This window comes from Butyrivibrio sp. MC2013 (genome assembly GCF_000424585.1).
Lineage (GTDB): Bacteria > Bacillota > Clostridia > Lachnospirales > Lachnospiraceae > Butyrivibrio.
On record NZ_AUKE01000014.1, the window covers coordinates 23,810 to 48,079 of the forward strand.

At 44.7% G+C, this 24,270-nt stretch carries 19 protein-coding genes and 1 pseudogene; 17 read left to right on the forward strand and 3 right to left on the reverse strand.

The annotated features are described in order from the left end of the window. The first annotated feature begins 619 nt into the window (after nt 1-619). From G636_RS0109440 to trpA, 7 genes and pseudogenes are all read left to right on the forward strand, one after another. Entirely contained in the window at nt 620-2,080 is a 1,461-nt protein-coding gene (locus G636_RS0109440) for an anthranilate synthase component I family protein (protein ID WP_026507851.1), read from the forward strand. Nucleotides 2,081-2,095: 15 nt separating this feature from the next. Then, nucleotides 2,096-2,665 carry an anthranilate synthase component II gene (locus tag G636_RS0109445; RefSeq protein WP_026507852.1) on the forward strand — a complete coding sequence of 190 codons (570 nt, stop codon included), beginning with the start codon at nt 2,096-2,098 and terminating at the stop codon, nt 2,663-2,665. A gap of 59 nt (nt 2,666-2,724) precedes the next feature. Continuing rightward, nucleotides 2,725-3,741, forward strand: a complete 1,017-nt coding sequence (gene trpD / locus G636_RS0109450; protein ID WP_026507853.1) for an anthranilate phosphoribosyltransferase — start codon at nt 2,725-2,727, stop codon at nt 3,739-3,741. 98 nt (nt 3,742-3,839) lie between these two features. Next, nucleotides 3,840-4,634, forward strand: a complete 795-nt coding sequence (gene trpC / locus G636_RS0109455) for an indole-3-glycerol phosphate synthase TrpC (protein ID WP_026507854.1) — start codon at nt 3,840-3,842, stop codon at nt 4,632-4,634. Between the two features lie 7 nt (nt 4,635-4,641). After that, nucleotides 4,642-5,196 (forward strand): annotated as a pseudogene (locus tag G636_RS21185) (phosphoribosylanthranilate isomerase); the annotation flags it as partial. 24 nt (nt 5,197-5,220) lie between these two features. Continuing rightward, a complete protein-coding gene (gene trpB / locus G636_RS0109460; protein WP_026507855.1) occupies nt 5,221-6,411 on the forward strand; it encodes a tryptophan synthase subunit beta in 1,191 nt (396 codons plus the stop codon). After that, nucleotides 6,404-7,162 (forward strand): tryptophan synthase subunit alpha, encoded by a 759-nt coding sequence (trpA, locus tag G636_RS0109465; RefSeq protein WP_026507856.1) that lies wholly within the window; start codon nt 6,404-6,406, stop codon nt 7,160-7,162. Before trpB ends, trpA begins: the two co-directional genes overlap by 8 nt. A gap of 113 nt (nt 7,163-7,275) precedes the next feature. Here the strand turns inward: trpA and G636_RS0109470 are convergent, their stop codons facing one another. Next, nucleotides 7,276-9,084 (reverse strand): radical SAM protein, encoded by a 1,809-nt coding sequence (locus G636_RS0109470; protein ID WP_026507857.1) that lies wholly within the window; start codon nt 9,082-9,084, stop codon nt 7,276-7,278. Between the two features lie 199 nt (nt 9,085-9,283). Between G636_RS0109470 and G636_RS20875 the strand changes: the two genes are divergently transcribed. The 3 genes from G636_RS20875 to G636_RS0109485 all read left to right on the forward strand — a co-directional run bounded on the left by G636_RS20875 (nt 9,284) and on the right by G636_RS0109485 (nt 13,283). After that, entirely contained in the window at nt 9,284-11,326 is a 2,043-nt protein-coding gene (locus tag G636_RS20875) for an InlB B-repeat-containing protein (RefSeq protein ID WP_026507858.1), read from the forward strand. Nucleotides 11,327-11,398: 72 nt separating this feature from the next. Further along, a complete protein-coding gene (gene srtB, locus G636_RS18035; RefSeq protein ID WP_051226822.1) occupies nt 11,399-12,286 on the forward strand; it encodes a class B sortase in 888 nt (295 codons plus the stop codon). Between the two features lie 85 nt (nt 12,287-12,371). Beyond that, nucleotides 12,372-13,283 carry a hypothetical protein gene (locus G636_RS0109485; RefSeq protein WP_026507859.1) on the forward strand — a complete coding sequence of 304 codons (912 nt, stop codon included), beginning with the start codon at nt 12,372-12,374 and terminating at the stop codon, nt 13,281-13,283. Nucleotides 13,284-13,462: 179 nt separating this feature from the next. On the opposite strand, the gene G636_RS0109490 is transcribed toward G636_RS0109485, so the two are convergent. Beyond that, on the reverse strand, nt 13,463-14,731 hold the full coding sequence (locus tag G636_RS0109490) for an RNA-guided endonuclease InsQ/TnpB family protein (protein ID WP_330363949.1): 1,269 nt from the start codon (nt 14,729-14,731) through the stop codon (nt 13,463-13,465). A gap of 374 nt (nt 14,732-15,105) precedes the next feature. Here G636_RS0109490 and G636_RS0109495 point away from each other — a divergent pair, with 374 nt between their 5' ends. Beyond that, nucleotides 15,106-15,399 carry a hypothetical protein gene (locus G636_RS0109495; protein ID WP_026507861.1) on the forward strand — a complete coding sequence of 98 codons (294 nt, stop codon included), beginning with the start codon at nt 15,106-15,108 and terminating at the stop codon, nt 15,397-15,399. Nucleotides 15,400-15,509: 110 nt separating this feature from the next. Then, complete coding sequence (locus tag G636_RS0109500) at nt 15,510-16,265, forward strand: hypothetical protein (protein WP_026507862.1); 756 nt, start codon at nt 15,510-15,512, stop codon at nt 16,263-16,265. A gap of 97 nt (nt 16,266-16,362) precedes the next feature. On the opposite strand, the gene G636_RS0109505 is transcribed toward G636_RS0109500, so the two are convergent. Next, on the reverse strand, nt 16,363-17,262 hold the full coding sequence (locus G636_RS0109505) for an AraC family transcriptional regulator (RefSeq protein ID WP_026507863.1): 900 nt from the start codon (nt 17,260-17,262) through the stop codon (nt 16,363-16,365). 153 nt (nt 17,263-17,415) lie between these two features. Between G636_RS0109505 and G636_RS0109510 the strand changes: the two genes are divergently transcribed. The 5 genes from G636_RS0109510 (at nt 17,416) to G636_RS0109530 (ending at nt 24,261) form a co-directional block, all read left to right on the forward strand. Beyond that, nucleotides 17,416-20,319 (forward strand): extracellular solute-binding protein, encoded by a 2,904-nt coding sequence (locus tag G636_RS0109510; protein WP_026507864.1) that lies wholly within the window; start codon nt 17,416-17,418, stop codon nt 20,317-20,319. Between the two features lie 25 nt (nt 20,320-20,344). Continuing rightward, nucleotides 20,345-21,304, forward strand: coding sequence for a carbohydrate ABC transporter permease (locus G636_RS0109515; protein WP_026507865.1), 960 nt, complete (start codon nt 20,345-20,347; stop codon nt 21,302-21,304). A gap of 1 nt (nt 21,305) precedes the next feature. Continuing rightward, complete coding sequence (locus G636_RS0109520) at nt 21,306-22,175, forward strand: carbohydrate ABC transporter permease (protein WP_026507866.1); 870 nt, start codon at nt 21,306-21,308, stop codon at nt 22,173-22,175. Nucleotides 22,176-22,246: 71 nt separating this feature from the next. Then, nucleotides 22,247-23,653, forward strand: a complete 1,407-nt coding sequence (locus tag G636_RS0109525) for a hypothetical protein (protein ID WP_196803076.1) — start codon at nt 22,247-22,249, stop codon at nt 23,651-23,653. Then, nucleotides 23,638-24,261 (forward strand): YIP1 family protein, encoded by a 624-nt coding sequence (locus tag G636_RS0109530; RefSeq protein WP_051226823.1) that lies wholly within the window; start codon nt 23,638-23,640, stop codon nt 24,259-24,261. Before G636_RS0109525 ends, G636_RS0109530 begins: the two co-directional genes overlap by 16 nt. Nucleotides 24,262-24,270: the final 9 nt, after the last annotated feature.

Sequence of the window (24,270 nt, forward strand, 5' to 3'; positions counted from 1 at the left end):
TCAGAAAAAATATATGTATTAACAGAAAGCATATCGCCATGGCGATGGCTACAATCTTGGTACGTTTAAGGTTCATTATCATGATCGGATACTCCTAAGCAAGCGATTACACACATGTTATCACATAACTATTAGATTATGCTTGAATAATAGCTACAAGCTGTCCAATCTAAATATCGGATAAAAATATCTATTGACAAGGGAAACCAGGATTGTTATTATAGTTTTAATTTAATCCTTTAAACCGTTGAAGCGGAGATAACGGCAGGAAAGCCTTTACAGAGAACCCGTGGTGCTGAGAATCGGGTATGATACTACTTGTCAAATGGACCGCTGAGGGCGCAGTCAAATGTGGCTATCCACAGAGTATTCTGCGACGTTGCAGGCAGACGTATAAATGCCGGGGATATGCAGGTATCCTGCTAAGAGCACGCGTCATGGCGTGAAATCAAGGTGGCACCGCGGATAAAATATTATTCGTCCTTGACAGATACTACACGTATCTGCCAAGGACGTTTTTTTATTGATATAGGCGTCGTAATCAGCAATTCTGCATGCTTGCATGCAGAGAATTGCTGATTCACGACCCTAGGTAAAATTAGGAAAAAGGAGGACATCCATGATCATCAGACCTGAGAAAGAGGAGATAAAGCGTTACGCAGACCTGGGTCAGTACAACGTACTCCCTGTCAGCTGCGAGATCCTATCAGACTGCATTACCCCCATTGAGACCATGAGGATACTTAAGAATGTGTCCAGCCACTGCTACATGCTGGAGTCGGCAGCAGCCAATGAGAAATGGGGCAGATACACCTTTATGGGTTATGACCCCAAGATGGAGATTACCTGCAGGGACGGACATATGAAGGCCGGTAACCTCACATTTGAAACAGATGATCCTTCTGCATACCTCAGGCAGATCCTGTCTGAATACAAGAGTCCCAGTTTTAGCTATCTGCCCACATTTACAGGTGGCCTGGTGGGATATTTTTCCTACGACTATGTGACCTACTCAGAGCCCACCATCAGGTGTGATGTGGAAGATAGCGAGGACTTCAAGGATGTGGACCTGATGCTCTTTGACAAGGTGATAGCCTTTGACTCTGTGAAGCAGAAGATCATCCTCATGGTGAATATCCGCCTGGATGATTATGAGCAGGAGTACAACAGGGCAGTGCTGGAGCTGAGGCAGCTTGCAGACCTGTTGCAGCACGGAGTAAGGGCAGAGGACAAGCCTGGGAGACTGACAGGTCCTGTGACACCTCTTTTTGATGAGAAGAGCTATTGCGAGATGGTAGAAGAGGCCAAGGGTCACATAAGGGAGGGGGATATCTTCCAGATAGTACTTTCCAACAGACTGTCAGCACCCTTTGAGGGGAGCCTCTTTAATACTTACAGGATGCTCAGGACTATCAATCCTTCGCCCTATATGTTCTATTTCAGCGGCACAGATGTGGAGATAGCGGGCGCTTCTCCCGAGACGCTTGTGAAGCTGGAAGGGGACGTACTCCACACCTTCCCCCTGGCAGGTACCAGGAGGAGAGGATCGACAGAGGATGAGGACCTGTCCCTGGAGCAGGAGCTACTTGCGGATGAAAAAGAGCTTGCGGAGCACAATATGCTGGTGGACCTGGGACGAAATGACCTGGGCAAGATCAGCCGCTTTGGCAGTGTGGAAGTGGAAGAGCTAAGGAGCGTGGTGAGATACTCCCATGTAATGCATATAGGCTCCACAGTAAGGGGAGTGATCAGAGATGACAAGGATGCACTGGATGCCATAGAGGCAGTGCTCCCTGCCGGTACACTCTCCGGTGCTCCAAAGATCAGAGCATGTCAGCTCATAGGCGAGCTTGAGAATAATAAGAGAGGCGTATACGGTGGTGCCATAGGTTATATAGATTTTACCGGCAACATGGATACCTGTATCGCCATCAGGATAGCTTACAAGAAGAATGGCAAGGTCTTCGTCAGGAGCGGCGCGGGGATTGTGGCAGACTCTGATCCCCATTCGGAATTTACAGAATGTATGAACAAGGCCGGAGCTGTATTAAAAGCTCTTGAAATGGCAGAGACATTATAGAAGGGAGGTAGAGCTTTGACACTGCTAGTAGATAATTATGACAGCTTCTCCTACAACCTGTATCAGATGCTGGGAGAGATAGATCCGGATATCAGAGTGATCAGAAATGATGAGATGACAGTAGATGACATCATAGCCCTGGAGCCTCAGCGCATTATCCTCTCACCCGGGCCCGGGCGTCCTGAGGATGCGGGAGTGATAGTAGAGCTTGCAAAGAGAGTACCTGATAATATCCCGCTCCTGGGCGTATGCCTTGGTCATCAGGCCATATGCATGGCGCTGGGCGGAGTGGTTGGATATGCTTCAAGACTCATGCATGGCAAGCAGTCTGATACTGAGTTTGACCTTGGCTGTCCTATATTTGCAGGCTGCAGCCCTAGGGAAAAGGTAGCCAGATACCATTCTCTTGCAGCTGATGAGAAGAGCCTTCCGGAGTGCCTGAAGGTGACTGCCAGGACAGATGACGGGGAGGTCATGGCTGTCAGCCATAAGTCTAAACCTATATATGGCCTGCAGTTCCACCCGGAGTCCATCATGACTCCTCATGGCAGGCTGATGTTGGAGAACTTTATGAAACTATCCTGAGATATAGGATTATCACACGTACTACAAATAATAAATGACTCACAAAAAGGAGAGAAGATATGATCAAAGAAGCTATTGTGAAAATAGTAAACAAAGAAGACCTGACTTATGATGAAGCCTATGCAGTAATGAACGAGATCATGAGCGGAGAGACCAGCCCTACACAGAATGCAGCATTTCTGGCTGCTCTTTCTACCAAGAGCGCAAGAGCTGAGACTACAGATGAGATCGCAGGCTGCGCAGCTGCCATGAGAGAGCATGCTACCAGAGTAGATACAGGTATGGATATATTTGAGATAGTAGGTACAGGCGGAGACAATGCGCACAGCTTTAATATCTCCACCACATCAGCTATCGTAGCTGCTGCAGGTGGTATGAAGGTGGCCAAGCATGGTAACCGTGCTGCATCTTCCAAGTGCGGTACAGCAGACTGCCTGGAAGCTCTGGGAGTGAACATAGTCCAGGAGCCTGACAAGTGCATAGAGCTCCTTAATGAAGTGGGCATCTGCTTCTTCTTTGCTCAGCAGTATCACAAGTCCATGAAATATGTAGGATCTATCCGCAAGGAACTGGGCTTTAGAACAGTATTTAATATCCTGGGACCTCTGACCAATCCTGCAAGGCCTGCAATGCAGCTCCTGGGCGTCTATGATGAATATCTGGTAGAGCCTCTGGCTCATGTACTGTCTGAGCTGGGCGTAAAGCGCGGCATGGTAGTATATGGCAATGACAAGCTGGATGAGATATCCCTAAGCTCTACTACTACAGTATGCGAGATCAAGGATGGCTGGGTCAAAAAATATGTTATCAGCCCCGAGGACTTTGGCATGGAGCTTTGCAACAAGGAAGATCTGGTAGGCGGAAGCCCCAAGGAGAATGCAGAGATCACCAAATCTATCCTCAGGGGAGAAAAGGGTCATAAGAGAAATGCAGTACTCCTTAATGCAGGTGCAGCGCTTTATATCGGCGAGAAGGCAGCCAGCTTTAAAGAAGGCGTAGAGATGGCGGCAGAGCTCATCGATTCAGGCAAGGCTATGGAAGTACTGGATAAGTTTATCGAAGTCAGCAACAGGTGATGGTAGTTATCTTAAAAAGTATCTGTCACATGACCAATCGAGGAAACTGAACATCAGATTCAAAACAGAAAAGACAGAGTGATAAGCATATGAATAACGTGAATATATTATACAGATTGTCGGAAGGAGCCAGGAAGAGATGTAATGAAGCCATGAAGGTCATGTCTCTTGAGGATATCATAGACAAGGCCATGGCTCTTCCCACAGGGGATTTTGCATTTGAAAGGGCTCTTAGGAAAGATGACATAGCATTTATCTGCGAATGCAAGAAGGCATCACCATCAAAGGGCATCATAGCTGAGGAATATCCATACAGGGAGATAGCCATGGCTTATGAAGAAGCGGGCGCTGACTGCATCTCGGTCCTGACTGAGCCTGATTATTTCCTGGGGAGCCTTGAGCATCTAAAAAAGGTATGCAGCAGCGTATCTATCCCTGTCATCAGAAAAGACTTTACAGTAAATGAGTACATGATCTATGAAGCAAGGCTCTGCGGAGCTTCTGCAGTACTCCTTATCTGTTCTATCCTGGGCGAAGAGACTATAGCCAGGTATATAGAGATATGTGACAGTCTGGGTATGTCTGCTCTGGTGGAAGCTCATGATGAGCAGGAGGTGATGATAGCCCTGAATGCAGGAGCCAGGGTGATAGGCGTCAATAACAGGAATCTTAAGGACTTTACTGTGGATACCTCCAATAGCAGGAGGCTGAGAGAGCTGGTACCTGATAACGTGCTATTCGTATCAGAGAGCGGAGTAAAGACTGCTGAAGATGTAGAGCTCCTAAGGCAGAGCCGCTGCAATGCAGCTCTTGTTGGTGAGACTCTTATGAGGGCAGAGAACAAGAGTGCCAAGCTCGCAGAACTAAAGGGCAGGATAGCGACATATGGTTAAGATCAAGATGTGCGGCCTTAGCCGCAGGGAGGATATCCTGGCAGCCAATAGGGTAAAGCCTGATTATATAGGCTTTGTATTTGCCAAAGGGAGCAGGAGATATCTGGAGCCTGAGAGGGCATCTGAATTAAAGAGTCTCCTGGATCCAGCTATCAAGGCTGTGGGCGTATTTGTAAATGAGGAGATTGCTGTAGCAGCAGATCTTGCAAATAGAGGCATCATTGATATCATACAGCTCCACGGAGATGAAGATGAGGACTATATCAGAGAACTGAGAAAGTATACAAGTGCTAATATCATCAAGGCCTTTGTCATAGATGGCCCTGGGGACCTTAAAAGGGCAGAGGCTTCATCTGCAGATCATATTCTGCTTGATTCCGGTAAGGGCAGCGGCAAGGTCTTTGACTGGGAGCTGCTTCGGGATATGAAGAGGCCTTACTTTCTCGCGGGAGGCCTTGATAAAGACAAGGCGGTCATGGCGCTCACAAAATTGCGTCCCTATGCCATTGATGTCAGCTCGGGGATAGAGACAGATGGAGTCAAGGATCCTGCCAGAATGGCAGAGTTTATGGAAAGGATAAGTATTATGGCTGATAAAAAAGGACGATTTGGTATCCACGGAGGACAGTATATTCCTGAGACACTGATGAATGCAGTGATCGAACTGGAAGAAGCCTATGAGCATTACAAGAAGGACCCGGAATTTAACAGGGAGCTCACAGAGCTCTTTAACGATTATGCAGGCAGGCCTTCAAGGCTCTACTATGCTGAGAAGATGACTAGGGACCTGGGAGGTGCCAGAATCTATCTCAAGAGAGAGGACCTCAACCATACAGGCGCTCACAAGATCAATAACGTGCTGGGACAGGCTCTTCTGGCCAGGAAGATGGGCAAGACACGTCTCATAGCTGAGACAGGCGCAGGTCAGCATGGAGTGGCTACAGCCACTGCAGCAGCCCTGATGGGTATGGAGTGCGTGGTATTCATGGGCGAAGAGGATACCAAGCGCCAGGCTCTTAATGTATACAGGATGAAGCTCCTGGGGGCATCTGTAGTACCTGTTACATCAGGCACTGCCACACTTAAGGATGCTGTATCCGAAGCTATGAGAGAGTGGACGTCCAGGATAGATGATACTCATTACTGCCTGGGTTCTGTTATGGGACCACATCCGTTCCCTACCATAGTCCGTGATTTTCAGGCAGTGATCTCCAAGGAGATCAAAGAGCAGATACTGGAAAAAGAAGGAAGGCTCCCTGATGCGGTCATTGCCTGCGTAGGCGGCGGCTCCAATGCCATAGGATCCTTCTATCATTTCATAGAGGATGAAGATGTACAGCTCATAGGCTGTGAGGCAGCAGGCAGAGGCATAGATACCTTTGAGACTGCAGCAACCATTGCTACAGGAAAGCTGGGTATCTTCCATGGTATGAAATCTTATTTCTGCCAGGACGAGTATGGTCAGATAGCACCTGTGTATTCCATATCCGCAGGCCTGGATTATCCCGGCGTAGGCCCTGAGCACGCAGACCTTCATGACAGAGGAAGGGCGCAGTATGTGCCTGTTACAGATGATGAGGCTGTGGAAGCCTTTGAATACCTGGCCCGCACTGAGGGTATCATACCTGCTATCGAATCAGCCCATGCCATAGCCTATGCCAGAAAGCTGGCTCCTACCATGGACAAGGACCAGATCATAGTAGTGACGGTATCAGGTAGGGGCGACAAGGACTGCGCTGCCATCGCCAGATACAGAGGGGAGGATATCCATGAGTAAGATAAGAGAAGCTTTTGCAAAGGGCAAAGCCTTTATAGCATTTATAACCTGCGGTGATCCGGATCTGGAGACGACTGTATCTGTAGTCAAAGAAGCGGTCAAGAACGGCGCAGACCTTATAGAACTGGGGATCCCTTTTTCAGATCCCACTGCAGAGGGTCCTGTTATCCAGGGGGCCAATCTTCGTGCCCTTACAGGGGGAGTGACTACTGACAAGATATTTGACATGGTGGTAGAGCTGAGAAAGGAAGTATCCGTGCCTATGGTATTTATGACCTATGCCAATGTGGTCTTCTCCTATGGTATGGATAGGTTTGTCCAAAGGTGCGCTGAGATTGGCATGGATGGCCTTATACTGCCGGATCTTCCCTATGAAGAAAAAGAGGAATTTGCCCCCACCTGCAGGAAATACGGCATAGACCTCATATCCCTCATAGCTCCTACCTCAGAGGGCAGGATAGCTATGATCGCCAAAGAGGCAGAGGGCTTCCTCTACATAGTATCAAGCCTGGGTGTGACCGGCTCCAGGAGCCAGATTACTACAGACCTTTCATCAATGGTGAAGCTGGTCAGGGATAATACAGATATACCCTGTGCTATAGGCTTTGGTATATCCACGCCTGAGCAGGCAGAGCAGATGAGAGCAGTAGCAGACGGCGTAATCGTTGGCTCTGCTATTGTAAAGATCATTGCTGAGCACGGACGGGATGCGGCTCCTTATGTGGGAGAGTATGTAAAATCCATGGTATGAGCACAGGGCCTTTGTAAAATGAGAAGGCTTCGCTGTTTTCTTTAAAAGAATATAGATTGGCAATAAGGGCTGATAATGCAGGTAGCTACATAAGCAGGGCCACCTGCCAGTCCTTATTTTGCAAGGGCATATTGTATTATTTCATAATGATCAAATGCAAGTGCATCAGCTGACAAAGCTGATACATCTACCCAGCTGGCATAGAGCGCATCACTGTTGGCTATGGGCTTTACCAGTGTTTCATCAAGGGTGATCATATATGCGACGCTCAGGACCCAGCCTCTGGGATCGCGGCCCCTGGTAGATGTGACCTTTACCAGATTTTCCTCAGTTATATTGGCTGAAACAGAAGTCTCTTCCAGTAGCTCTCTTGTGGCAGCATATTCCAGCGTTTCATCTGTGGGCTGGTAAAAGCCGCCGGGCAGGGCCAGCTTATTTACATAAGGATGATCAGCTCTGTTGATCATTAGTATCTTTGACTTGTCCTTGTTGAAGACCAGAAGGTCAACGGCTACAGAGGGTGCGTCATAGGCTTTTCTGTCATACTTATCCAGATAGATCTCCTCACCCTTCTTGTCATTTAGCCATCGGTCAGACATTGCAAACATCTCTTTGACGCTGCGCTCGCTGTAGAAGAGAGGGATGATGCCATATAAATGTGCTGCACCGTAATCTGTGAGCATCAGGGTATCATCATCTATGAATTCCATAAGGCCGTTCTTTTCCAGGAAGGAGATCTGCGCCCCATATACTTTTCTGAAATTCTCATTAAACCTTTTCTCATAGGCTTTCATGGATATGAATCCAAAATAGAACATTACTGAGATCGCCTTGGCACGCACTTCTTCCCTGGGCATATCTGCAATGTCATTGATGGGGAGCCTGCCTTCATCAATTGCTGCAAAATAGCTATCCAGCTTATGATCTGCACAGCCAAGGTTATAGGCAAGATAATCACCTACAAATGACTGGGCGCCAAGGCCAAAGCCCACGTAAGATGTGGCATCTATGACACGTTTTGTCAGATAGGAAGAGGTACCCATATCGCCGGGAATCCTGCTGAAGGTGTTCTTGCCATTATTGGCAATATAGTCTGCTTCCTTGAGGAGCCTGTAAGCAATATCATACTGGCGATTGATCTTGTAAAGGGTCACGCCCTGGGATTCAGCCTCCAGCTTGGTTCCCTTATAACGATTACGGTATAAGGTGATAAATTCCGGTTTAAGTGCAATGGTATATTTTATGGTATTGGCAAAATCCTCGTCTGACTGATTGAGAAAGCCGTACATAAGATCGATGTTAAGTCTGTCAAAGCCTGCCTTGCGCACGTTTTCAACAGCTTTTTCATATATCGATTTGGAGCCTTCTCTGCCAAGTGATTCCAGAAGCTTTTCTGATACTGTCTGAAAGCCCATGGATATACGGTTATAACCAAGCTCTCTTATGGCTCTTATCTTCTCAGGATCATTGGCTGCTATGACAGGTGTGGTTTCCACACTCAGGTACATACCCTCTGACAGATTAAAGCTCTTTATGGCTTCTGTTATCTTTCTTATGTTTTCGGTAGACAAAAATGATGGAGTACCACCGCCAAGATCATATCCTACAATGGGCTTATCCTTGATGATAGCGCGGTAGAACTCAATCTCGCGGAGCAGATGCTCCACATATCTGTCAGGGTCAGATTCCTCCGGCTTATCTAGTACAACATATTCACAAAATTTGCACCTGGCCTGGCAGAAGGGCACATGAACATACAGACACAGCTCGTCCTGCGCTTCGATGTTCTTCTTTACCAGCTCATATATTTCTTTATCATCGTGGAGTTCATATTGCGCCAGAGAATTGGGGCGCAGCGGATATGCGGTATTGCAATAGTGATGAAATTTGATTCCCCTGTCAAAAATATCTTCACACTTCATGGCTATCTCCTTTGGGTTTGCTATCAGTTTTCGAAGTATTATATCATATCAAAATATCTTTGTTTGAATTGTCAATTTATTGTTCATAATTTTACTTTTTCAAGTATAATAGTTAGTAGCAAGACCTATGCCATGGGAGGGCAGCACTGCGGTATTGCTAATCAGCTTATTTCTAGTAAGAAAAAAGAGGAGATCCGCAATGAACAGTTTTCGCTATAATTCAAAGAAATTCTTTAAAAGATCCATTGCAGTGTTATCAGCTGCTTTTATCGCTATGTCAGGATATCATATTGATTCCTATGCTGAGGGGGATAAGTTAGAGTGGCCTTCAGACTTTAGTGGCGAAATCAATAAAGAATACGGTGACGATACAACGTTTATTATAACCGCATCCATAAATTCTGAAAGCATTGAAGGTGATATTTCTTATTCGACTAATGATAATGGAGGCGTTGCAACAGTTGAATCTACTACGGGTGAGGTTACATTGTTGAAATGTGGAGAAGCGGTAATTACGGCCAAAATTGATGGTCAATCCACCATATCTCCAATATCATATACAATTAAATATTCGAAGAAATCCTTGTCATTCGATTGGAATGGGCAGAAAGATTATGGCCCTAATGATGAGACTCCAAAACCGTCTATAGCGAATTTGGATGGAAGAGTAGTTGGGGATAATGAATCTGATATTAATATTTCAGTTAAGTATTATCTGGGAAATACTGAACAACAAGAGCCGTTGACTACTGCAGGCGAATATGTAGCTAAGGCTGAACTTACGGGATCCAAAAGTGATTTTTATCAGATTCCGGAAAATAAAAAAGAGTATTCTTTTAAGATAACAGCAGGAAAAGCAACTGTTGACCCTGCTCCTGTTGCAGCAAGTGGTCTTGTATATAGCGGGTCAGCTCAGGCATTGCTTTCATCAGCGGGAACTGCTACCGGTGGTTCCATGAAATACAGACTGGGAGAAAATGGTGAGTGGACTGATGCTATTCCTCAGGCAACTAATGCAGGGGATTATGAAGTGTATTATAAAGCAGTCGGTGATAATACTCATTCTGACTCTGATGTTGGGGGGCCTATATCGGTTTCCATTGCCAAAATTGATCTGTCAAAATGTGATGTGACTATTGATCATACTGTATTTGTATATGACGGATCTGAGCAGGGGCCGGAAGTATCAGTATCATATAAAGATACTCCAGTTCCGGAGGCTGTATATAAAGTAGAAGGTGATAGCGGGAAATCTGCCAAAAGCTACAAACTAAAATTATCTTCTAATGATAGTACTAACTGTACTGGATCTAAATCGATTTCTTGGAAAATAGTTCCTAAAGATTCAAAGATGGGATCTGATGGAGAAATCACTACTTATCTGACTTTAGGGTCAGATGTACCATCGGGTACCAAAATAAGTAGTGTGTCATCTGATAACGGTCTCTCAGGATTGACTGCATCTGAGAAAAACCTGGTTGAAGATGAGGACTACGAGATCAACTATTTTGTGACTTTGGAAAAACTTGACAGTTCAACTGAAGGAGCGAAGAAGGTATCGGCCGAAGGCGCTACTGGAGCAGCTTATTTCAAGGTTAGTTGCACAAAAGAAATTATAATAGATGGAGAATCTCAAGGGATTACTAGTTCCAAGGTACCTTCCGGATTATCTGTTACTATGCCAATATCATCGCTCTTCCCTGCGGTACAATCTGGCTATACACGTAAATATGCGATACTCGGAATTGATAATAATGAAAAGGAAGCATTAAGTACATCATCATCAAGTAATATTACAGCAACAGTTAAATCAAAATATATGCCAACTTTTGCTATAGCTTATCAGGATACCTCCAACACCACCTACAAAGTCACCTTCAGCATGGGCGGACATGGTACCGCTCCTGCAGCGCAGACTATAGCAAAGGGTGGCAAGGTTTCAAAGCCTACAGATCCTACAGAGACAGGATACACCTTTGGCGGATGGTATACAGATAGCGCCTGCACCAAGGCTTATGATTTCAATTCAGAGGTTACAGCTAATCTCACTCTCTATGCGAAGTGGACCAAGGTGATCAGTGCAGAAGAAGCTGCAAAGGCAGCGGCGGCAAGCGCAAATGTGCCAAAGACAGGAGATGAGCTACCTCTTGAACTTATGCTTCTGGTGTTGGTTGCAGGAGTATCATTTATTGCTATGGGACTAAAGTTTAGAACCGAGGTTAGAAAGAACGACGATCAGTGATAAATGCTCTATACATGACAAACTGGCTTAAAGAATCTGAACAGCAGGATTTTTCGGAAAGATATTGGATATATGAAGAAAAAATTTTTGACCAAAGCAGAGCTCATGATCTTCGCTGGAGCTACCATGCTCCTCTCTGTGATACTGGCAGTCTCCGGGACGCTCCAACATTATAAGAGGGAGCGGGAGATGTACGAGGAGGCCAGGAGGCTCTATCTGGTAGAGAGTGCCGAAGCCAGGGACTACGCCATGGGAGAAGTGGACATCAAGAGGTATTCATATACTGATGGACCTCGCGTGGCCGGAGCTTCCAGAGAGTATGTCAAAGAGAATGCATCCGGGGATGAGGACAGTGAAGAGGCAGATATGTTCGGTGTTCCCTGGTATGACATGGTGGAAGTGGACTTTGAGGACCTGATGGGGATCAACAGGGACATCTGCGGCTGGATATATTTTGAAAATGAGAAGATCAGTTATCCTCTTCTCTATTCCAAGGACAATATGAATTATCTGCGGACTGCCTATGATGGCAGGAGCGCCAGGTCGGGCTCCATATTCCTGGACGGCGGCTGTGAAATGGATCTCACAGGCAGGAATTCCATCATATACGGTCATAATATGCGAGACCTCAGCATGTTTGGAAGGCTACGTTATTACAGGACCAAGAAGGATTATTACGAGGATCATCAGTATTTCCAGATACTTAATGAGGATCATAAATACAGGTACAGGATATTCGCTTTCTATACTGTATCTGCAGAGGATGATCAGGGCCCCTTTGTTCGGAATTTTGATAGCAAAAAAGAATTTGATAGCTTTATACAAGATTCTATAAACAGGTCCCTCACTGATACTGATGTAGAGGTGGGGACCAGTGATCATCTGGTTACCTTATCAACTTGTGTAAATGATGATAGCAAGAGATTTGTGGTTCAGGCTGTTCTTGTGGATATGGATTAACTGCTTGCGATAGCGTCCAATGTACTTGTTATCCTGCTATCATGAGCCATATAACAGCTGTGGAAGCAGCTAAAAAGGAGATATGATGAAGAAGAATGATCTGATCCGTAGGGATAACCGTATACAGAAGATTATTAAGGGTGCAGCAGCACTGGTTCTCTCGATGGCACTGCTGGCGGCCTGCTCGGGAGCCGAGAGCGGAAGTGCTGATCCTGCTACTTCAGAGGTGGTGGAGGATAGCAGTGCATCTGAAGCTTCCACAGCTGATGAGGAAGCCTTGGATATAGATGATAGTGTTGATGCAGAGGAAGAGGATAAGGAGACTGATGCTGCTGAGGAAGAGGATGCCGAAGTAGACTCAGAAGAATATGAAGAGGATGAAGCGGCAAATCCCGAAGAATACATAGCAGCATACTCAGAACTTGCAAAGCAGCTTAGCGAAAGCGGCGAAGCAGATCTCTTCAGACCTGTATATGTTGATCAGGATGATATACCTGAGCTTGCAGCTATAAGCAGCGAGGGCTCCTGGGACAAGGATCAGGTATTCCTCTATACCTATTATGATGGCGAGGCCAGGCTCCTTGTGAGTGATATAGGCCCCGGTATGGAAGGACATTCTGTCAGCTTCTTCCCTCAGTGCAATATGATCATGAAGACCGGAGCAGCAGCGGGAGAGGCATACTCATTCTATTGCATAGGCTATGGCGAAGCTGAGGAATTCATGACTTTCTCCTCTCTTGTAAACTTTGACGAAGATGATAATGAACAGATTTCATATATGATAGACGGAGAGGAAGCATCTGAAGAAGAGTTTGAAGAACAGCTCGGTGAACTCCTGGCTACTGACGACGGTATCAAGCTCTGCGAAGTCGATGATATGGCCATGATCCAGAAGACCATGAGCTATAAGGATGGCGTCTATACGGAAGAAGAGAAGGGCAGAGCAGACTATTTCGACTATGATGAGCTCTTGGATGAATTGGAGATCTATAGGTGAGTCACCGGGGACGTAGCAAAATGACTCATGGCATTTAGGGTTATAATTAAATAGTATTTCCGTATGTGAACCTCTCCGACCTTCGGCAAAAGCCTTAGAGGTCGGAGCTTCTAAAGAAAGGCGGTAAATCCGCTTTTTCTTATTTAAGAAGTTTGGTATTTAAGTCTCCACCTGAAAATTCAGGCAACCCTTATTCTTATAGGCGTGTCCACATCGCCTCTACCGTATAGGATACTAAGATCCACAACGCTACTTTTACGCATGATATTTAATGCTCCATTAACATCGGCATTAAAACTAAAGCCACTGGCAGTCTTATACATCCCACGATGTATTCTTTTGCCACTGAACTGATACTCTTTTGGATTGTCATTATTGTAAACAGGAATATCATCTTTATCCCAAAATGATGCTTTTGATGTATAGCTTTCTTCCTGTTCAACATAAGTAATTCCATTTAGCTCACAAAGGTATGACAGCTTATCTCTTAATAATCCATAAGGGATATTAACAAAATTTTGATTACTCTGTTTGCCCATATGTGAACCTCTCTGGAATGTAACATTATATCCAGCTACAAGGGTTCCTATATCATTGACAACACAGTAATCTATAACCTTACGTGCAGCTTTGCTCATATAATCATTTATCTTATTATTTCGATCACGAGCTATGGCTTTCTGACGGTTCGTAGTCTTTTTGCCAGAATGCTGTTTATCTTTAATAGACTGCAGACGAGCATTTTCCTTATTAAACCACTGGTTTATGGATTTAAGCCTTCTTCCGTCAATTATAAATGACTTCCCAGTATTTGATACTGCGGTGACGAGATTATTTACACCAAAATCAAGGGCCAGTGCATTGTTTTTATTAAGATTCCTTTGAACATATTCAGCTTCGTAAGTGTACTGAATTTCAAAGAACCTGGCATGAGCTTTTGGTATAATACGTATCTCTTTGACGTTTTTATCAAGTAGGATTGGCGGTATTTTAATCTCAACAGGCTTATGGGTTTTCTTAAAGCTGTTTGAAAACGGAAGTATTAGCTTATTTCCATTAAGCCTTACAAATCCAATAACAAGGGTAGTATATCCGTCTTTTGGAAGGTAATTTGGAAGCTTACAGTCCTTGAAAGCATACTTACCCTGCTTGGCAAGTTTAAGTAGTCCAAAAAATGACTTAAAGCTACCATCTACTTCTTTAAGGATCTGCTGTGCCATATTTGAATTTAACGTCTTGTAATTAAAGCTATTCTTTAAAAGAGCGTAATTCTTCTCGTATTTCAAGAACTTGCCCTCAGTAAAGTAATACTGCCTTACATTATAAATAGCCTCATTAGCTAAATTTTTAGCAGCATGGCACAATTCTTTTATAGAACGATAATCTTCTTTGGACAGATGCTTTACCTGTTGCTTCACCGTAAGATACATATAATATTTTCCTTTCATAAGACTCGGATTGCTCCTGTATGTATATTGTATCATATATTTTACTGAAATTATAGTAATCTAGTAAAATACAGATATATTAAAATAGACTAATTGCCAAGCTATCAGTCTCTTGTGTTTTTCTTAAGTAACGCATTCATCCCCTACCTACGCTACGCTTAGAGGTAGGGGGGGTCTGCGAAATTTTTGATAAATGTGTACTTAAGGAGATTGGATCATGATCCGGTCTCCTTCTTTTTTGAAATGTGCATTGAGCTATATAAAAGCATTTGACTGTAGCTATACATATGATCATAATGAGCTTTGGATCATAGCGAAGAACTGTAACCGAACTTGATACAATTATCCAATGACCGGGATTAATGGAGCTAATGATGAAAAGATATTATACAGCGAAGATCAATTGGCTTTCTGAGCATGAAGGAGGAAGGAAAAATCCGCCTCCTGTTGGTACAAGATATTGCCCACTAATAAAGCTAGGAAATGGCGAATTGTGGAGCTCGGATTTTATATGTTCTGATTACCCTTCATCAGATACGATAACTATATCTATGTTAGTTGAAGGTGCGCCTTTTCATATGATTTATGAGGGGGAAACATACGAGTTATATGAGGGAGAACGATTGGTTGCTGTTGTTTATATCGAATCCGAGACTGAGTCAAAATGAAACGTCCCCGTGACTCAAAACATCCCCGTGACTCACTTGCGGTAAATACCCGCAAAGTTGTATCCTTTTGGTGTAAAGAAAGAGATATTTGGGAAGGAGAAAAGATCAATATGATGAAAAAGCTATGCATACTGCTGATGGGAATTGCCTTGTCAGTGGCGCTTGTGACAGGGTGCGCAAATGCAGAAGGACCTAAGGGAGCACAGCCTGTAGCTATAAATGCCGGCGAGGAGGAGTCCTCTGCCGAGGACGCAGCGGCTGATGAAGCTGATGAGGCTAAGGAAGAGGAGCAGGCTGAGAAAGCCGAGCAGCCGGAAGCTGATAGTAGTGAGGTTGCAGGATCAGAAGAGCCAGATGAGGAAACAGATGAGACTGCAGGCGAGGAGGCAGAAGAAGGAAGCGGGGAGACTATTGAGAATCCCGGCTATGACAAGGGTATCTACTGTGTCAGAGTCAACTGGTCATATTTTGAGTCTGATGAGGGAGAGAATGATGTATATGTTGAGCTGGCAGATGGCGCTTCCACTATTGACCTTAGCTCTGTGAGAAAAGAGTCTCAGGAGATCACAGATACCTATTATGCCAAGGTCAATGGTCAGGAAGAGAAGATCTATAGCTATTGCCTCAGTGAAGATGGCTATCATCTGGAGCTCTTTCGTGATGATATCAACTATTCCATATCCTGGCAGACCCTTAGCAATATGATAGAGACTGACTGCAAAGCGGTGATCACTGATGCTCAGGGCAATACAGAAGTCAGGGATCGTAATGACTATCTGATCAGGAGCTACACAGGTGCATGGTATTTTGGCATTTGCACTATCACAAACGGTAGACTTGGAGACTACGTGGCAGCAGGTGAATAAGGCCGAGCCCAAAAGCTATGTTCACCTGTGAATATAAAGCTAGTCAAAAAGATTGAGTGTTATTCCAAAAATATGTAATGTTTTTAACCCCGGTTAATCATTGATATGATTCCCGGGGCTTTGTTTTTTTGGCATATTCTTTTGGCGTACATTTCATATATCTTTTGAATATTTTGGTATAGTAGGCAGGGCTGTTAAAGCCCATTTCTCCGGCAATATGAGTAATGCTTTCTCCACGCCTCAGGAGGGAGAGGCTGTTCTGGATACGAAGTGACATCTGGTATTCGATTATGGTAGTATTCATATATTTCTTAAAGAAGCGGCAGCACTCTTCTTTGCATATATTCACGGAGCCTGCCACATCTACTATACTGATAGGCTGATCAAAGTTTTCCTGGATATATATGAGTATATTCCTTAGTCTGTCTATATGGCGGTTGACCCTCATATTATCTCCGGGAAGAGAAGAGTAGTAGTCATATAGTATCTGCCAGATCTGCATGCATAGCAGCTGTATTCTGAGTTCATAATCCGTAGGAGGCTGCTGGGACAGCCTGTGGATCTCTTTTATTTTATCCAGTATCTCAGCGTGGCGCTGCATATTGGGATCCAGCTTGATGGAATCCCAGGAGTCGTTCTTGATGATGAAATCCACATATTTGGTCTGCAGGATGCTCCCCTCATAGCCATAAAGGAAGCGGGGGTGAAACTTGATACGAAAGTAGTAGCAATTGTTCTCACCGTTTTGAAAGCCTGCATGGAGAGCATTGCTGTTTGCAAATAGTCCTTCACCCTCTTTTAGGATATACACATGCTCATTTACCCTGTATTCCATTTCTCCGGATACAATAAGTGTCAGCTCTATTTCCGGATGCCAGTGCCATAGGAACTTGCCATTCTCGTAGTCCAGTATGGTATCCAGATTGGTATCCACAGGAAAGCTGTAGTCATTTTTGGATGAAAGCTCTAATTGATATTCATTGGTAAGTATCTGCATTTCATATTCCCCCAAAAAGATAATCTCAATATCGTTATAAAAATACTCAGTATCTTAATTGTTTGGTCTGTATTTTCTCATTATCATTTAATTATTCTACAGCAAGCAAAAAAGATTGGCTAGTAACAGATTTGCAAATGGGGGGAATATCTGATGTTGGGAACTGGCAGGGGGAGCGCGAGAATACTGGCGTGTATCATATCAGCCGGCTTATTGCTGGAGAGCAATATGGATGTATATGCTCGGGAGATAGCAGAGGATGAAGAGTTAAAGCAGTACTATACCAGGGTATATGAAAGTATAGATTATAAGGACTACCTGGAAGGCTACACAAACGTGTCCCATCCTGAGCATCATATCGTGATCCCCGGCACAGATTACAGCGCAGCTGACTGCGCGGTCAACAGCTCTGACTGGTATGAGGGCAGGGAAAATGTACTCCTTACTCCCGAGGAAGGGAGTGTAAGCTGGGAGTGTGATATCCCGGAGGGCGGTCTCTACAAGATATTCATAGATTATTATCCCACGGAAGGAAAGGGCAATACCATTGAGAGGGAGCTGTATATCAATGGACAGATACCTTTTGAAGAAGCGGGGTATCTGGAATTTGTCAGAAACTGGACTTCGGAAAATCTGCAAAAAAATATAGCTATAGAGCAGGATCCCAGAGGTAATGATATAAAGCCCAGGCAGCTTGAAGAGCCTGTATGGAGAGAGCAGTGCCTGAAAGACATTGGCGGATATGTAAGTGAAGGCTTTGATTTTTATCTTCAAAAGGGAACTAATACCATCACTCTTAATTCTGTAAGAGAACCTATGGCTATAGCATCTCTCAGCATCTGTCAGGCTGATGATATTCCCACTTATGACGAATATATCCTGAATGCGTCAGGCGCAAATGACGCACATCAGACTATCAAGCTTCAGGGAGAGGACGCCAGGTACAAATCGGAGTCGGTATTGACCCCTGTAAATGACAGGACATCACCCAAAACTGAGCCCTATGATCCTTCCAAGATCAGGATGAACGCAATAGGCGGAAGCAACTGGAGCCGTGTGGGACAGTGGATAAGCTGGGAAATAGATGTACCTGAAGACGGCCTGTATGAAATAGCTATCAAATACAAGCAGGGTATAAAGCAGGGAGCGACAGTGTGCAGGTCCCTGAGGCTGGATGATAAGCTGCCCTTTAAGGAGGCAGGCGAAATAAGCTTTCATTACAAAAATGAATGGCAGATCATGAAGCTGGGCCGTGAAGATATTGATTATAAATTCTATCTGACAAAGGGCAGGCACAGCCTGAGCCTGGAGGTGACCCTGGGGCAAAAGCTCTCGGATATCCTGGATGATGCAGACAGCTCCATAGCTGAGCTTAATACCGCATACAGGCAGCTCCTTATGGTGATAGGCACATCTCCTGATGTTATGAGGGACTATCAGCTGGAACTAAAGTGCCCTGAGGCTCTGGATACCATAAGAGAGCAGTACGGGATCATAGGTGATCTCTCAAAGAGAGTAGAGGAATATGCCTGCGGCTCCAAAGCAGGTCAGACAGCAGTTCTGGATAATCTCAGCCTGCAGCTGGGCAATATGACTAAGGATCCTCAGACCATTCCCAAATACTGGTCATCCTTTAAGGATAATATCATTGCCCTGGCCTCCTGGTCGCTTAGCATGAAGGAACAGCCTCTTATGATCGATTATCTGATGCTGATGCAGCCCGGAGATAAGCTTCCGGAGAGCGCAGCAAATATAGGAGAGAAGATAGGCCATGAGGTGAGGGCCTTTGCATCAAGCTTTAGCGAAGACTATGAAAGCATAGGAGATGTATATGAGGGCGATCCCCTGGAAGTATGGCTCCTTGCTGATCCGGGAACCGTGGCCGGTAGCTCGGGAAGCGGCCGTGATCAGGCCTCTATCCTAAAGGACCTTGTAGATAACTATTTTGTAAGTCAAAAGGATATACCTGTTAATGTCAAGTTGGTAAACAGAGATAATCTCCTCTCAGCTACCCTTGCAGGCAGAGGGCCTGACCTGGCACTTAGTGTATGGAACAGAGAGCCTGTTAATTATGCTCTTAGAAATGCTGTTGAAGATCTGAGCAGCTATCCGGACTTTGAGCAGGTCAGGGGACGTTTTATTGACGGGGCTCTTGATATGTTTACCTACGATGGTGGCGTATATGCGCTGCCATACAGTACATCTTTTCCTGTCATGTTTTACCGGGCGGATATCTTAGAGGAGCTGGGACTAGAGGTACCGCAGACCTGGGACGACTTTTATGCATGCCTTGCAGTGATCCAAAAGAGCAATATGAATGTGGGTATCCTGCCGGACTATACCTCTTATGGAATGATGCTCTATCAATATGGTGGGGCGTATTACTCAGAGGACGGCAGTGCAAGCGGACTATCTTCCGAAGAGGCAGTCAGAGCCTTTAGTCAGTGGACAGGTAATTATGCAGATTACAAGATGCCTGTTTCCTATGACTTTGCCAACAGATTCAGAACAGGCGAGATGCCCCTGGGAATTGCAGACTATACTGTTTACTCTTATCTGTCTGTATTTGCACCCGAGATCAAGGGCTTATGGGGATTTACCATAGTGCCGGGACATGAGAGAGAAGATGGTAGTGTGGATCATTCTGTGATTGCAGGACAGATGGCATGCGTAGTCCTTAAGGATTCGGATCACAAGGATGAAGCCTGGGAGTTTCTCAAATGGTGGTCTTCCTGTGACATACAGACTCAGTATGCAACAGAAATAGAAAATGTACTGGGCGTAGCAGGGCGAGTTGCCACTCCCAATATGGAAGCACTAGAGAACCTGCCCTGGTCACACAAGGACTTAAAGCAGCTCCTGGCTCAGATGGGAGAGGTACATGTAGTCCCTGAAGTACCCGGTGGATATTTTACAGAGAGACATGTGAGAAATGCCTTTTATGAAGTATATAACGACAAAGAGGATCCCAGAGAGACTCTTGAAGAGTATGTAAAGACTATAAATAACGAGATCACAAGTAAGAGGATCGAGTTTGGACTGGATATAACAAAGTAGATCTAAGGCGTTGTGCGGGGGAAAAATGGAAGCGGAAAGAAGTAAGAAAAGTCTCTTTTATCTACTATTAGAAGATATTATGAGCAGATTATCTGTCACATGGAAGGAAGTCAAAAAAGCTAAGGTCTCTTATGCGTTTATTGCTCCTTTTTGCCTGATATTTATCATCTTTTATCTGGTACCTGTCCTGGTATCCATCGGCCTTAGCTTTACCTACTATAACATCCTGGAAGCGCCCAGGTTTATAGGCTGGCAGAATTATATCAATCTCTTTTTTGCAGATGATGTATTTCTCATTGCGGTGAAGAATACCTTCTTATTTGCCGTGATCACAGGACCTTTGGGATATTTTGCAGCCCTGATGATTGCCTGGATGATAAACGAGATCAAAAACCGCTTTATAAGGGCGCTTATGACCCTTGCCTTTTATGCGCCGACTATTTCCGGTCAGGCTTTTATTATCTGGAAATTCATCTTTTCCAGTGATGGTTATGGACTGGTCAATGGCTGGCTCATGAAGCTGGGGATCACCTATGAACCTATCCTTTGGTTTGAAGATGCCGGGTATATACAGCCGATCCTCATCATTGTAGTCCTATGGATGAGTATGGGTACAGGCTTTCTCTCATTTATAGCAGGTCTTCAGAATGTGGATAACAGCCTTTATGAAGCCGGTTATATAGACGGAGTCAGGAACCGTTTTCAGGAGCTGTGGTATATCACCCTTCCATCCATGAAGCCTCAGCTGATGTTCGGCGCGGTTATGACTATTACTTCATCATTTGCTATACATGATCAGCTGGCAGCACTTGCAGGCTTTCCCAGTGTGGATTATCAGGCCCATACCGTGGTATCTCACCTCATCGATTACGGCTCCATACGTTTTGAGATGGGATATGCATCAAGTATAGCTACCTTGTTGTTCTTTACCATGATCCTGTGCAACAAGCTGGTCCAGAGATTGATCAGAAAGGTTGGAGACTAATATGGCTGCAATGAAAAAGAAGAGAAAAGGCGTAAAGCCGTCCCATTCTCTTCTGGGTAATTTCTTTAACATTTTTATACTGGTCCTTTTGGGGCTCTTTATGGTAATGCCCCTTGTCCTGGCAGTCAGCAATTCCCTTAAACCCTTGGAAGAGCTCTTTGTTTTTCCTCCAAGACTCTTTGTCAGGAATCCTACACTGGAGAATTTTCATGATGTATTTGTGCTCTTGTCAGAGTCATGGATACCTTTTTCCAGATATATATTTAACACAGTATTTATCACAGTCATCGGTACACTGGGGCATCTTATTATAGCCAGTATGTGTGCCTACGCCCTTGCCAAGCACAGATTCCCCGGCAGGGATCTGATATTTGCGGTGATAGTAATGGCCCTTATGTTTGCAGGACAGGTTACAGCCATACCCAATTATCTGATCATGAGCAGGATAGGCTGGCTGGACAGCTATATGGCACTGATAGTGCCTGCCATAGGCAAGCCCATGGGACTCTTTCTTATGAAGCAGTTTATGGAACAGATCCCTGACAGCCTTTTGGAAGCAGCAAGGATAGATGGAGCAGGTGAAGCCAGGATATTCCTCACAATAGCCATGCCTCAGGTCAAGCCTGCCTGGCTGACTCTTATGATCTTCTCATTTCAGGATCTGTGGAATATGCAGGGCTCCAACTTTATATACAGCGAAGAATTAAAGACCATGCCCTACGCATTATCCCAGATAGCAGCCGGAGGAATATCAAGGGCCGGAGCCACCGCTGCCGTGACAGTGATCATGATGATAGTACCCATTAGTATATTTGTCATCAATCAGAGCAGCATTGTGGAAACCATGGCTTCCTCGGGCATAAAGGAGTGATGAAGATGACAAGCAGGATAAGCCTTTGGCCAAAATACATTATTACAGCAATAATGGCAGCAGTTTTTTGTTTGATCAGTATCAAAGCTAATGCCTCCACAATGCCATATGTTGCCTACAGTTATGATTGGTGGGGTGATCCGGTTCCGGAACCCTCCCCATATCTGTATGGGGCGACCATAGATAAGGGCAGGATAGGGCAGGCTCTGAACAATCCTCAGGACTTATTTGAAAAAAACGGAAAACTCTACATTGCAGATACAGATAACAACAGGATCCTCATAGTCACATCTGAGGGAGATTATGTCTCAGAGATATCTGATGGCCTTATGGCTCCCAAAGGGGTATTCGTGACAGATGAAGAACATATATATGTAGCTGATTCCGGTAATGAAAGAATACTGGAATATGATGATCAGCTAAAGCTCATCAGGGATATCCCAAGGCCCGTCACCAATCTGATAGGCGCTGATAAAGCCTATATCCCCACCAGGCTGGTAGTGGATAAGGCAGGACGTATATATACCATAGCATATGGGATCAATATGGGACTCTTGGAGCTTGATCCGGATGGCAATTTTCAGGGCTTTATGGGAGCTGCCAGGGTAAATGTATCACCCTGGGAATATATATGGAAAAACTATTTCTCCACAAGTGCTCAAAAACAGAGAATGGAGACCATAGTTCCCACTGAGTACAGCAATATATTCCTGGACGATGAAGGCTTTATATATGCCAGTATCAGTAATCTGTCAAATGAAGATCATATACAGGGCAAGGATGCTCTAAGGCGCCTTAATCCAACAGGCACAGACGTACTTAGAAGACTTGGCAATTTCCCTGTTACAGGGGACCTGTACAAGTATTATGACGGTGCAGAATGGTCTGAATTTGTTGATGTGGCTGCTACCGATTATGGTTGCTATTTTGCCCTGGACAGGGCCGGGGGAAAGGTCTTTGGCTACGACGGGGACGGGAATCTCCTCTTTGTATTTGGTGCAAAGGGCAGCAGGCAGGGCATGTTCTCCAGTGCTTCGTCACTGGTCCTAAGTGATGATCAAACAAGGTTGTATGTGCTGGATTCCCAGCTGGGTGCTATACAGACCTTTGAGATCACTGATTATGGCAGGAATCTCCTGGGGGCTCTAAAGTCCCACTACTACGGCGATTCACAGGGAGCTGACAGGCAGTGGGAGAAAGTGCTTAGCTACAACTCACAAAGTGAAGAAGCCTGCATCGGCCTTGGCAAGACCAGGCTCAGAAACGGTGATTACAAAGCTGCAATGAAGTATTTCAAACTGGGGAATTGCAGAAAGTATTACTCCAAAGCCTTTTGGTTTTACAGAAAAGAATATATGCAGAAGAACTTTGCCAGATATATTCTTCTCATCATTATTCCCTGCGGCATAGCTGCTGCTGTAACTATCATCAGGAGACTTAGGAAATGGGTAGGTGAAGTGAAGTGCAAAAATATCTAGATAGTCTGCTATTTGGCTTTCATGTAATATTTCATCCCTTTGACGGATTCTGGGATCTTAAAAGAGAAAAAAGAGGGACCCTTAAAGCTGCTCTGACCTTTATTGTCCTGACTATTTGCATGTATACGATAGAAAAGCAGAATACCGGTTTTCTGTTTAATACAAACCGTCTGGAGGAAGTGAATGTATTTGTTGATATCATCACCGTGGGTCTTATGTTTGTCCTTTGGTGTGTATCCAACTGGTGCCTGACTTCTCTTATGGACGGAGAAGGCAGGATGCGGGATATAGCTATATATACCGCATATGCTGTGATTCCTCTTCTTATCATACAGTTTCCCCTGGTCGGAGTGAGCCATTTCATCACCCTGGAAGAGGGCACCTTCTATTATGTTTTTAGAAATATCAGCTATATCTGGGCTTTGGCTCTGCTCCTTGCAGGAATGAGCCAGACTCATCAGTACAGCATGAAAAAGACCTTATTTACCACTCTTTTGACCTTGCTGGGAATGATGATAATCACCTTCATAGCACTGTTATTTTTCAGCGTATTGAACCAGATATTCGTATTTGTTTTATCCGTTTATAAAGAGATCAGATTCAGATAGGGGAGTGAC